The sequence below is a fragment of the Pseudomonas sp. HB05 genome, from assembly GCF_016756915.1.
GTDB classification, from domain to species: domain Bacteria; phylum Pseudomonadota; class Gammaproteobacteria; order Pseudomonadales; family Pseudomonadaceae; genus Aquipseudomonas; species Aquipseudomonas alvandae.
The window spans coordinates 175,310-186,890 of sequence record NZ_JAESPG010000003.1 but is presented as its reverse complement, the minus strand read 5'-3'; the positions used below and the strand labels follow the sequence as shown (position 1 = coordinate 186,890).

Annotated in this window: 10 protein-coding genes and 1 other RNA gene; 2 read left to right on the top strand and 9 right to left on the bottom strand. The window is 62.0% G+C overall.

All coding sequences use genetic code 11. The features are described from left to right. From mraY to rsmI, 9 genes are all read right to left on the bottom strand, one after another. Positions 1-1,083, bottom strand: coding sequence for a phospho-N-acetylmuramoyl-pentapeptide-transferase (gene mraY, locus JMN22_RS05020; protein WP_030139681.1), 1,083 nt, complete (start codon positions 1,081-1,083; stop codon positions 1-3). Then, positions 1,083-2,450: a UDP-N-acetylmuramoyl-tripeptide--D-alanyl-D-alanine ligase gene (locus JMN22_RS05015; RefSeq protein ID WP_198796603.1), complete on the bottom strand. Its 1,368-nt coding sequence runs from the start codon at positions 2,448-2,450 to the stop codon at positions 1,083-1,085. Before JMN22_RS05015 ends, mraY begins: the two co-directional genes overlap by 1 nt. Next, entirely contained in the window at positions 2,443-3,906 is a 1,464-nt protein-coding gene (locus tag JMN22_RS05010) for a UDP-N-acetylmuramoyl-L-alanyl-D-glutamate--2,6-diaminopimelate ligase (RefSeq protein ID WP_198796604.1), read from the bottom strand. Before JMN22_RS05010 ends, JMN22_RS05015 begins: the two co-directional genes overlap by 8 nt. Beyond that, positions 3,906-5,645, bottom strand: coding sequence for a peptidoglycan D,D-transpeptidase FtsI family protein (locus JMN22_RS05005; RefSeq protein ID WP_181287711.1), 1,740 nt, complete (start codon positions 5,643-5,645; stop codon positions 3,906-3,908). The genes JMN22_RS05010 and JMN22_RS05005 overlap by 1 nt, the downstream gene beginning before the upstream one ends. Next, entirely contained in the window at positions 5,645-5,938 is a 294-nt protein-coding gene (ftsL, locus tag JMN22_RS05000; RefSeq protein ID WP_003178214.1) for a cell division protein FtsL, read from the bottom strand. Before ftsL ends, JMN22_RS05005 begins: the two co-directional genes overlap by 1 nt. Then, complete coding sequence (gene rsmH, locus JMN22_RS04995) at positions 5,935-6,882, bottom strand: 16S rRNA (cytosine(1402)-N(4))-methyltransferase RsmH (protein WP_437127685.1); 948 nt, start codon at positions 6,880-6,882, stop codon at positions 5,935-5,937. Before rsmH ends, ftsL begins: the two co-directional genes overlap by 4 nt. Then, on the bottom strand, positions 6,879-7,334 hold the full coding sequence (mraZ, locus tag JMN22_RS04990; RefSeq protein ID WP_003205355.1) for a division/cell wall cluster transcriptional repressor MraZ: 456 nt from the start codon (positions 7,332-7,334) through the stop codon (positions 6,879-6,881). Before mraZ ends, rsmH begins: the two co-directional genes overlap by 4 nt. 309 nt (positions 7,335-7,643) lie before the next feature. Continuing rightward, an RNA gene (gene rnpB / locus JMN22_RS04985) (RNase P RNA component class A) lies at positions 7,644-7,997 on the bottom strand. Between the two features lie 74 nt (positions 7,998-8,071). Beyond that, positions 8,072-8,977 carry a 16S rRNA (cytidine(1402)-2'-O)-methyltransferase gene (rsmI, locus tag JMN22_RS04980; RefSeq protein ID WP_198796605.1) on the bottom strand — a complete coding sequence of 302 codons (906 nt, stop codon included), beginning with the start codon at positions 8,975-8,977 and terminating at the stop codon, positions 8,072-8,074. 355 nt (positions 8,978-9,332) lie between these two features. Between rsmI and JMN22_RS04975 the strand changes: the two genes are divergently transcribed. Then, positions 9,333-11,144, top strand: coding sequence for a penicillin-binding protein activator (locus tag JMN22_RS04975; protein WP_198796606.1), 1,812 nt, complete (start codon positions 9,333-9,335; stop codon positions 11,142-11,144). Next, entirely contained in the window at positions 11,144-11,506 is a 363-nt protein-coding gene (locus tag JMN22_RS04970; protein ID WP_030139688.1) for a YraN family protein, read from the top strand. The genes JMN22_RS04975 and JMN22_RS04970 overlap by 1 nt, the downstream gene beginning before the upstream one ends. Positions 11,507-11,581 lie beyond the last annotated feature (75 nt).

Below are 11,581 nucleotides of genomic sequence, written 5' to 3'. Positions count from 1 at the left end.
CTACCTCAGCTTCAGGGTGGCAAGGCCGATCAGCACCAGAATCACGGTGATGATCCAGAAACGGACGATCACGCGCGGCTCGGGCCAGCCCTTGAGTTCAAAGTGGTGGTGGATCGGCGCCATGCGGAATACACGGCGGCCGGTCAATTTAAAGGAGGCAACCTGAATGACGACTGACAGGGTCTCCATCACGAACACGCCGCCCATGATGAACAGGACGATTTCCTGGCGAACGATGACCGCGATGGTGCCCAGGGCCGCGCCCAGCGCCAGCGCGCCGACATCGCCCATGAAGACTTGCGCCGGGTAGGTGTTGAACCACAGGAAACCCAGGCCGGCACCGATCAGCGCACCGCAGAACACAATCAGCTCACCGGCGCCCGGAACGTAAGGGATCAGCAGGTATTCGGCGAACTTCACGTTACCCGACAGGTAGCAGAAGATCCCCAGTGCACCGCCGACCATCACCGTCGGCATGATCGCCAGGCCGTCGAGGCCATCGGTGAGGTTGACCGCGTTGCTCGAACCGACGATCACCAGGTAGGTCAGCACGATGAAGCCAGCGCCCAGCGGGATGCTGTAGTCCTTGAGCATCGGCAGGATCAGGGTGGTTTCCACCGGCGAGGCGGCGGTCATATAAAGGAAGATCGCCGCGCCGAGGCCGAACACCGACTGCCAGAAATATTTCCAGCGGCTTGGCAGACCACGGGAGTTCTTCTCAATGACCTTGCGGTAGTCGTCGACCCAGCCGATGGCGCCGAAGAACAGCGTCACCAGCAGCACGACCCAGACGTAACGGTTCGCCAGGTCGGCCCAGAGCAAGGTGCTGATGCCGATCGACGACAGGATCAGCGCGCCGCCCATGGTCGGCGTACCGGATTTGGACAGGTGCGATTGCGGGCCGTCGTTACGGACCGACTGGCCGATTTGCAGGCTCTGCAGGGTGCGGATCATCCACGGGCCCAGGAACAGCGACAACGACAACGCGGTCAGCACACCCAGGATCCCGCGCAGGGTCAGGTACTGGAAGACCGCGAAGCCTTTGTGGAACTGTTGCAGGTACTCCGCTAGCAGCAGCAGCATTAATGTTTCTCCATACGGGTGCCGCACAAAGCCGCGACGATGTTTTCCATCGCCGCACTGCGTGAGCCCTTGATCAATAAGGTGGTGTTCGGGTCTTGCTCGGCACCCAGGGCCTGGATCAGCTCGGCCTGAGTCGTGAAATGCTGTGCGTGCTCGCCAAACGCCGCGACCGCGTGGGCCATCATCGGGCCGACGGCGTACAGCGCATCGACCTTGCCACGCGCATACGCGCCGACATCGTGATGGCCTTGCTGCGCCCAGTCGCCCAGCTCACCGATGTCACCGAGCACCAGCACGGTGCGACCGGAGAAACCGGCGAGGATATCCACGGCCGCACACATCGACGTTGGGTTGGCGTTGTAGGTGTCGTCGATGACGCGCATGCCGTTGCTCGCCAGTTGCGCGACGGAACGCCCCTTGACCGGTTGGACCGCGTTCAACCCGGCGACGATGCCCGGTAGCGACACACCCAGTGCATGGGCGGCGGCGGCGGCAGCCAGGGCATTGGCAACGTTATGGGTGCCCAGCAGGTTCAACTGCACGCGCTCGGCACCGTCTGGGCCATGCAGGTTGAAGGCCGGGCAACCGCGGGCATCGCGGTCCAGGTCGCTGGCGTAGAAATTCGCAGCGAGGTTGCTCAGGGCAAAAGTCAGCACCTTGCGCTCGCCCGCACGGGTTTTCCAGATTTCGAAGGCCTTGTCGTCGAGATTCAGCACGGCGACGCCGTCGGCATCCAGCCCCTCGATGATCTCGCCCTTGGCCTCGACGATTTTTTCCGGGCCGCCGAACTCGCCGACGTGAGCGGTCCCGGCGTTGTTGAGCACCGCCACGTGGGGCTTGGTCATGCCGACGGTGTAGGCAATCTCGCCGAGCCGCGAAGCACCCAGTTCGATGACGGCGGCACTGTGCTCCGGCGCCAGTTCAAGCAGGGTCAACGGTACGCCGAGGTCGTTGTTCAGGTTGCCACGGGTCGCCAACACCGGACCGCGCGTGCGCAAGATACTGGCGAGCATTTCCTTGACCGTGGTCTTGCCGCTGGAGCCGGTGATGGCCGCGACCGGGTTGGCAAATGCCGCGCGATTCAGCGCACCGAGCTGGCCCAGGGCCTGGCGGGTGTCGCTGACCAGCAATTGTGGCAGCGTGCTGTTGGTCACCTCGCGCTCGACCAACGCCGCGACCGCGCCTTTGCCCGCCACTTCGTTCAGATAATCGTGGCCGTCGAAACGCGGCCCGGCCAGGGCGATGAACAACTGGCCCGGGGCGATCGCCCGGCTGTCGATGCTGACGCCGTTGAACGTGGCGTCCGCTGCGATCAGGCGCGCGCCCAGGGCGTTGGTCAGTTCGCTGAGTTTCAAGGCCTTAAGCATGGGCCACCTCCCATGCGGTCAGCGCGTGATCGGCTTCCACCAGATCGGAAAACCCGTGGCGCTCACCGTTGATTTCCTGGTAGTCCTCGTGCCCTTTGCCGGCCAGGACAATGACGTCATCCGCCGACGCACTGGCGATCAATTGGGCAATGGCCTGGCCGCGTCCGGCCACGAAGGTGACGTTATCCACCGCCGAGAAACCGGCACGGATATCGTCGAAAATCCGCAACGGGTCTTCGCTGCGCGGGTTGTCGTCAGTGACGAGGACACCATCGGCCAGCCGCTCTACGACCTCAGCCATCAACGGACGCTTGCCACGGTCACGATCACCGCCACAGCCGAACAGGCACAGCAACCGACCCTTGGCGTGAGGGCGCAACGCCGTAAGGACTTTTTCCAATGCGTCAGGGGTGTGGGCGTAATCGACCACCACCAGCGGCTGGGTGCCACCGCCCAAGCGCTGCATGCGCCCGGCCGGGCCTTCAAGCTTCGGCAAGACCTTGAGAATTTCATCCAGCGCGTAGTCCAACCCGAGCAAGGCGCCGACGGCGGCCAATACGTTGCTCAGATTGAAGCGACCCAGCAGGGTGCTGCGCAAATGGTGTTCACCCTGAGGGGTAACCAGCGTGGCGCGCACGCCTTCGTCATCGAACTGTGCCTGGCGTACATAAAGGTAGGCACTGGCGTCTTCCAGGCTGTAGGTGATCAACCGGGACTCGCGCTGCTCGGCGGCCAGTTGCCGACCGAACTCGTCATCGATATTGATGACCCGGCACTTCAGGTTGTTCCAGGCGAACAGCCGGGCCTTGGCCTCGCCGTAGGCCTGCATCGTGCCGTGGTAATCCAGGTGATCGCGGGACAGGTTGGTCAGCACCGCTACATCGAAGGCCAGCGCGGTGACCCGGCCTTGATCGAGACCGTGGGAAGAGACTTCCATCGCGACGGCCTTGGCCCCGGCCTTCTTCAGGTCTGCCAGGGTCGCTTGCACAGCGATCGGATTCGGCGTGGTGTGCAGCCCGCTTTGCAGGGCGCCGTGGAAACCATTGCCCAGGGTCCCGACGATGCCGCAATGCTGCCCGAGCAGATCCAGCGCCTGCGCCACCAGTTGGGTCACGCTGGTCTTGCCGTTGGTGCCGGTCACCCCAATCAGGTTCAGGTGACGGCTCGGCTCGCCATAAAAGCGTCCGGCAATATCCGACAACTGCGCCGCCAGCCCCTTGACCGGAATCAGCGGGACGTCGGTGATCGGCAGCACGGTTGCGCCGTTCACTTCATAGGCCACGGCGGCCGCTCCGCGTTTCAACGCGTCGGCAATGTGGTCGCGGCCATCGAAACGGGCTCCCGGCACGGCCAGGAACAGGTCACCGGCGCGCACGTCACGGCTGTCGAGGGCCAGCTCGCGAATCAGCAGGTCATGACCGGCGTGGGCAAAAATCTTGTTCAGGCTCAGGGACATCAGCCACGCCCTCCGTCAGCTTTCAATGGAACGACCGGGGCGGTACTCGCCTGCTGGGTCGGCGGCAGGTTATCCGGGGTAACGTTCATCAGGCGCAGGGTGCCGGACATCACTTTGCTGAACACCGGCGCGGAAACCAGGCCACCGAAGTAACCGGCCTTGCTCGGTTCGTCGATGACCACCACGATGGCGTAGCGCGGGTCGCTCATCGGACCGAAGCCGGCGAACAGCGAACGATAGGAGTTTTCGGCATAGCCCTTGGTGCCCACGGACGTCTTGCGGGCCGTACCCGACTTGCCGGCGACGTGATAGGCCGGCACCTGGGCGCGATAGACACCGCGCGGGGCCTCGATCACCTGTTGCAGCATGCCCTGCATGGTCTTGGCGACGTTTTCCGGGATGACCTGGGTCGTCTGCGGCGCCTTGTCAGTCTTGATCAGCGTCAGCGGTGCGATACGCCCGTTGTTGGCCAACGCGGAAAACGCGTGGACGAGCTGGATCGCGGTTACGGAAACACCGTAGCCGTACGACAACGTGGCGGTTTCAGCCTTGCGCCAGTCACGGTAGTTCGGCAGGTTGCCGACGCGCTCGCCCGGGAAGCCCAGGCCGGTGTCCTGGCCAAGGCCGATTTTCTGGGCCAGGCGATAGATCGTCTCGCCGCCGATGTCGAAGGCGATCTTGCTCATGCCAACGTTACTGGAGTTGATCAGGATGCCGGTCAGGTCGAGCACTGGCCCTTCGGTCTTGGACACGTCGCGAATGGTGTACTTGCCGATCTGCAGGGTGCCGGGGTACACCTCGACGGTGTCGCTCGGTTTCCAGCGCCCGGTTTCAAGAGCGGCGGCCATGGACACCGCCTTCATGGTCGAGCCCGGCTCGAACACGTCGATCATGGCGCGGTTGCGCATCATCGCCGGTTGCAGGTTGCGGCGATTGTTCGGGTTGTAGGTCGGCTGGTTGACCATGGCCAGGATCTCGCCGGTCTTCACGTCCATGATCACCAGGCTGCCGGCCTTGGCACCGTTCTCGACGATGGCATTGCGCAACTCGCGGTTGGCCAGGTATTGCAGGCGCAGGTCAATGGACAACGCCAAGGGCTTGCCGGCCTTGGCGTTTTTGGTGACTTGGACATCCTTGATCAACCGACCGCGTCGGTCCTTGATGACCTGGCGCTTGCCGGCGACCCCGGCGAGCCATTCGTCATAGGCCAGCTCGACCCCTTCCCGCCCTCGATCATCGATGTCGGTAAACCCGACCATGTGGGCGGTGACTTCGCCGGCCGGGTAGAAACGCCGGAACTCTTCGATGCCATAAACGCCCGGCACTTTCAGATCGAGCACACTCTGGCCCTGCTCGGGGGTCAACCCGCGCACCAGATAGATGAATTCTTTATTGGCCTGGGCTTCAAGCCGTTCAGCCAGGGCCTTTGGATCCTGGCCTAGAGCGGCAGCCAGCGCAGGCCACTTTTCCTTGGCTTGCTGCATTTCCTTGGCGTTCGCCCACAAGGTCGTCACCGGCGTACTCACGGCCAACGGTTCGCCGTTGCGGTCGGTGATCAGGCCACGGTGGGCCGGGATCGGAATGTGACGCACGCTACGGGCGTCGCCCTGGCCCTTGAGGAAATCACGGTCGACCACTTGCAAGTCGATGATGCGCCACGAAATCGCCGCGACCATGATGCCGAGCAAGCCCAGGACCAGGCGGAACCGCCACGGGAAGAGTGCCCCTTCGAGCTTCATCATGGCGCCACCATCTGCACTTCGGCGGCACCGGGGATGCGCATCTTCAGTTGTTCAGTGGCCAGCACTTCGATACGACTGTGGGCGGTCCAGGTGCTTTGCTCCAGGATCAACCGACCCCACTCGGCCTGCGCCTTGTCGCGCACGCTCAGTTCGTTGTAAAGGGTATTGAGCAACTGGCGATTCCAGTGCGCGCTGTAAGACACGGCAATGGCCGACACGAGCACGCCGATAAACAGCAGCAGCATGAAAAAGCTGCCGCCCGGCAGGGGCTTGGCGAAGAGCTTGCTCACCGCAACTTCTCCGCAACACGCATGACCGCACTACGGGCACGTGGATTGGCCTTGAGCTCGGCCTCGGAGGCGAACTGCGCTTTGCCGTGAACCTTGATTTTCGGTACGAAAGCCTCGAAACGTACCGGCAGGTTGCGCGGCAGGTTATCGGCTTCGCCTTTGGTGAGCTTGCGCATGAACAGTTTGACGATACGGTCTTCCAGGGAGTGGAAGCTGATCACCACCAGGCGACCACCCACCTCCAGCGCTTCAAGGGCGGCATCAAGGCCAGCCTCGAGATCACCCAACTCGTTGTTGACGTGAATGCGCAGGCCTTGGAAAGCTCGGGTTGCCGGATTCTTGCCTTTTTCCCAGGCAGGGTTGGCCACTTTCAGTACTTCGGCCAAGTCACCGGTACGCTCGAACGGCTTGATGTCACGACGCTCGACCACGGCACGCGCCATGCGACCGGAGAAACGCTCTTCGCCGTACTCCTTGAAGACACGGGCGATTTCTTCCACCGGGGCGGTATTGACGAATTCGGCGGCGCTGATGCCGCGGGACGGGTCCATACGCATGTCCAGCGGACCGTCATTGAGGAAACTGAAGCCGCGCTCAGGATCGTCCAGCTGCGGCGAAGAGACGCCGAGATCCAGCAGCACGCCGCTGATCTTGCCGGCCAAGCCGCGCTGTTCGACTTCCGCACCCAGCTCGGCAAAGCTGCGCTGCACAACGACAAAGCGGCCGTCTTCGGCCGCCAGCGCTTGCCCGGTGGCAATCGCTTGAGGATCCTTGTCGAACCCCAGTAACCGACCGCCCGGCCCGAGCAGGCTGAGGATCAGCCGGCTGTGTCCGCCACGTCCGAACGTGCCGTCCAGATAGCAGCCATCAGGACGTACGGCGAGAGCCTCGACGGCTTCGTCAAGCAGTACGGTGATGTGGTTAAAGCCGCTATCAATAGTCACAGGATCAAATCACGCAGTTCATCAGGCATGGCGCCCGGTTGTTGAATAGCAGCAAGGTCAGCGGCGGAAACCGCATTCCAGGCATCTTCGTCCCACAGCTGGAACTTGTTCAGTTGGCCCACCAGCATCGCGCGCTTGTCCAACTTGGCATATTCGCGCAGGCGCGGCGGCACCAGGAAACGACCGCTGCCGTCGAGTTCGAGGTCGACGGCATTACCGATCAGCAAGCGTTGCAGGCGGCGGTTTTCTTCTCGCAACGAAGGCAATGCGCGCAGTTTGGTTTCGATGATTTCCCACTCATCCAGAGGGTAAACGCACAAACATGGATCAACAGCGTCGATCGTGACGATTAACTGCCCGGAACTTCGCGAAACGAGCTCGTCACGATACCGGCTGGGCATGGCGAGCCGGCCTTTTGCATCGAGACTGATTGCGTTAGCTCCGCGAAACACGTCAGCGTTTCTCCACTTTTTGGCGTTTTACCTTCAAAAAAACCCACTTCATGCCACTTTCCGCCACTTGCGCACACTATAGGAATGCGCCCACCGCACCGTCAAGGCGCGTAATGAAGGAAAAGCCTTATAGATCGGAGATTTAGGAGCGTTTCAGGAGGGGTAACAAGAATCTGACGTAGGAAAATTCGCCTCAACTCAAAGCAGCACAGGAGGCTGCGCGCACAAGTTAAAGTGATTTGTTAAGAGTAAGATTTTTTTGGTATTAGGAATGGCTTCTGCCAGTGATTCCGGCAGGGAGGGAAAAAGGTGGAGAGTCGATCTGTAAGCCGGGTTCTGTCTTGAACAGTCATTCGTCTACGATGGCCATCACTGGACATCTTTAGCAACCTACCCGGTCCCAGCGCGGGCCACGCCTTGGGACCCTATTTGGTCTTGCTCCAAGTGGGGTTTACCTAGCCACGAACTGTTGCCAGCCGTGCGGTGCGCTCTTACCGCACCTTTTCACCCTTACCGGCGCCGAAGCGCTTAGGCGGTTATTTTCTGTGGCACTTTCCGTAGGCTCACGCCTCCCAGGCATTACCTGGCACTTCGCCCTATGGAGCCCGGACTTTCCTCCCCCCCCTAATTTTCATAGAGGGCAGCGACTGTCCGATCGACTCTCCGCCGCGAAGGTTAACGGTAGAGCGGCTCAAGAACAAGCGATAAAAGCCCATGGCCAGCCCGATGCGCCGGTTTCATTGGCCCTTCTGTTTTTCCAGCGCGACCTGATACAGCACATTCTTGCGCTCGCCGGTGATCTGCGCCGCGAGGGCTGCGGCCCGCTTGAGCGGCATTTCCTCCAGCAACAGGTCGAGAATGCGCATTGCCTCGGCGCTGACCGCGTCTTCGCTTTCAGGCGGAGTCCAGCCCGCCACCAGCACGACACACTCACCACGCTGTTGATTACTGTCGCCTTCGACGAAGGCTCGCAGCTCCGCCAACGGCAGGCCCTTGAGGGTTTCGAACGTCTTGGTCAACTCCCGGGCCAGCAGCGCCTGGCGCTCGGGACCGAACACCTGCTCCATGTCTTGCAGGCACTCCAGAATGCGGTGCGGCGCCTCATAGAAGATCAGCGTGCGCGGTTCTTCCTTTATAGCCTCCAGGCGCGCCCGCCGCCCGACCGCCTTGGCTGGCAGGAAACCTTCGAAGATGAAACGGTCCGACGGCAAGCCGGCCGCCGACAGCGCCGCGATCAATGCGCAAGCCCCGGGCACCGGCACCACATTGATACCAGCAGCACGCGCCTGGCGTACCAGGTGATAACCCGGATCGGAAATCAGCGGCGTGCCCGCATCGGAAATCAGCGCCACGTTATCGCCTGCCAGCAGGCGGGTGATGAAACGACTGCCCTCGTCCCGCTCGTTATGTTCGTGACATGCCGCCAATGGCGTGGAAATCCCGAAATGCTGCATCAGGCGCTGGGAGTGACGCGTGTCTTCAGCTGCGATCAGGGCGACTTCCCGCAGAATTTTCAGCGCCCGGGCACTGATATCGTCCAGGTTGCCGATGGGGGTCGCCACCACGTAAAGCGAGCCAGCAGCGGAATTCAAAGCACCTGGAGCAGTCAAAACGCGTACCTCATGATCGGTAAAAACCGCCATTGTAGCGTGTAGCGGCGGTCTCGGCTGTTCGCAGTACCGGGTAGCCTGGGGCAGTACTGCTTACGTGAGAATGTACGCAAGCCATTGTGGCGAGGGAGCTTGCTCCCGCTCGGCTGCGCAGCAGTCGTAAAAATCTGACAGCCAAATCTTGATGTACCGCGCTGGATGGTTTTGGGGCCGCTACGCAGCCCAGCGGGAGCAAGCTCCCTCGCCACAGGGGTCAATGCCAGTCTTTTATGCTGCGCCGCACTCTTTGAAATACCTAAATTGATCGATTCACACCACTAACATCGCGCCCCGGCCAGCGCTTGGGTACAATTCGACGCTAATTTGATCTCGTATCAGGAACATTTACATGATCGCTTGCCTGCGGCTGCTCTCCGCCCTCTGCCTCGCTGCCCTCCTGGCCGCTTGCGCCAGCTCGCCCTCGTCCAGCCTTGGCGAACTTCCACGGACCCCGGATGCCAGTATCGAGCAATTGCTCGAACAGGCCACCCAAAGCAAAAACCCGGAAAAAGCTGCCCTGCTGCGCCTGAGTGCCGCAGACCTGGCCTACCGTCAAGGCAATGCTGGCCAGTCCGCACAGATCCTGCAACAGGTGCCGATGGAGTCACTCAAGCCCGGCCAACAGATCTTCGCCAGCACGCTGTCGGCCGAACTGGCCATGACACGCAACCAGCCCAAGGCTGCCCTGGCTTCGCTGAACCATCCGAGCCTGCAACACCTGAGCGAAATGCCGGTGGAGCAGCAGGTCCGCACCGGCACCGTCCGTGCTCGCGCCCTTGAAGCCGATGGCCAGACCCTGGCCGCTGCCAAGGAGCGGATCTTTATCGCCCCACTGCTGGAAGGCGAAGCGGCGGCAAAAAACCATGAGGCGATCTGGACCCTGATCGCCTCGCTGCCTACCGATCAACTGCAGCCGACCACCACCGATGACCTCGGCGGCTGGTTGAGCCTGGCCAAGGCCGTGAAAACCGCCGGCACCCTGGAACAGCAACAGGCGGCGATCGATAGCTGGCGCGAACAGAACCCGAAACATCCGGCCGCGCTTCAATTGCCGACGCCACTGGTCAAGCTCAAGGAGCTGGCGAGCCAGCCATTGAGCAAGATCGCCTTGCTGCTGCCGCAGAACGGCCCGCTTGCCTCGGTCGCCAAGGCCTTGCGTGATGGCTTCATGGCCGCGCACTACCAGGCCCAAACGGCCGGGCAGAAGCCGCCAAGCATCCAGATCTATGACAGCGCCAGCCTGACCTCGATGGATGAGTTCTATCGCAAGGCCCAGGCTGACGGTGTGCAGCTGGTAGTCGGCCCGCTGGAAAAACCATTGGTCAAGCAGATCAGCATGCGCCCACAACTGCCGATCACCACCTTGGCGCTGAACTACAGCGAAGGCGAACAAGGCCCACCCCAACTGTTCCAGTTCGGCCTGGCGCCGGAAGACGAAGCCCGCGAAGTGTCCCGTCGCGCCCGCGCCGACGGCCTCCATCGTGCCGCCGCCATGGTGCCGAAAGGCGAATGGGGCGATCGTGTATTGAAGGCCTTCAGCCAGGATTGGCAGGCCAACGGCGGGACCATCGTTGCGATCGAGCGTGTCGACCAACCCGTGCAACTGGCCCAGCAGATCGCCGACATGTTCCAACTGCGCCAGAGTGAAGGTCGCGCCAAGAGCCTGCAGAACACGGTAGGCACCACGGTCGCTGCCCAGCCGTCTCGTCGCCAGGACATCGAGTTCATTTTCCTCGCATCGACGCCACAGCAGGCCCAGCAGATCAAGCCAACCCTGAACTTCCAGTACGCTGGCGACGTGCCAGTCTATGCAACGTCTTCGGTGTTCAGCGTCAGCGGCGACCAGAACCAGTACAACGACATGAATGGCGTGCGCTTCTGCGAAACACCATGGCTGCTCGACGCCAACGACCCACTGCGCCAACAAGTGACTGCACAATGGCCCCAGGCCGGTGGCAGCCTGGGCCGATTGTATGCGATGGGTGCCGACGCCTATCGCCTCGCTCCGCGCCTGGGCCAACTCAAGACGCTTCCGGACAGCCGCATCGAAGGCCTTTCAGGCAGCCTGGCGATCTCGCCGACCCAGCGCGTGCAACGTCAATTGCCGTGGGCCCAGTTCGTCAATGGCCAGGTGCAGCGCCTGCCGGACACCCAGCGCTGATGCCCGATCGATCACACTTGCAAAGCGGAAAGGATGCCGAGGGCCACGCCCTCGCGCATCTGCAGCAACAAGGCCTGCGCCTGCTGGCGCAGAACTGGTTATGCAAGCGCGGCGAGCTGGATCTGGTCATGCTTGACGGCGATACAGTAGTATTCGTCGAGGTCCGCTATAGGAAAAATACCCAATGGGGTGGCGCGCTCGACAGCGTTGACGAGCGCAAACGCCGAAAGCTGGTTTTCGCCGCGCAGTATTTCCTGCAAAGCGAGTCTCGCTGGGCCGATCATCCCTGCCGCTTCGACGTGGTTGCCATCGACAGCAGCGTCGACCAGTTGAACTGGCTGCAGAATGCCTTCGACAGTTGAGCCCAGCCGAGCCGGACACCCCCACTTAACTTTTTTGCTCTTTGCTTTGCGCGCCGCACATGCCTGTGCCGATAA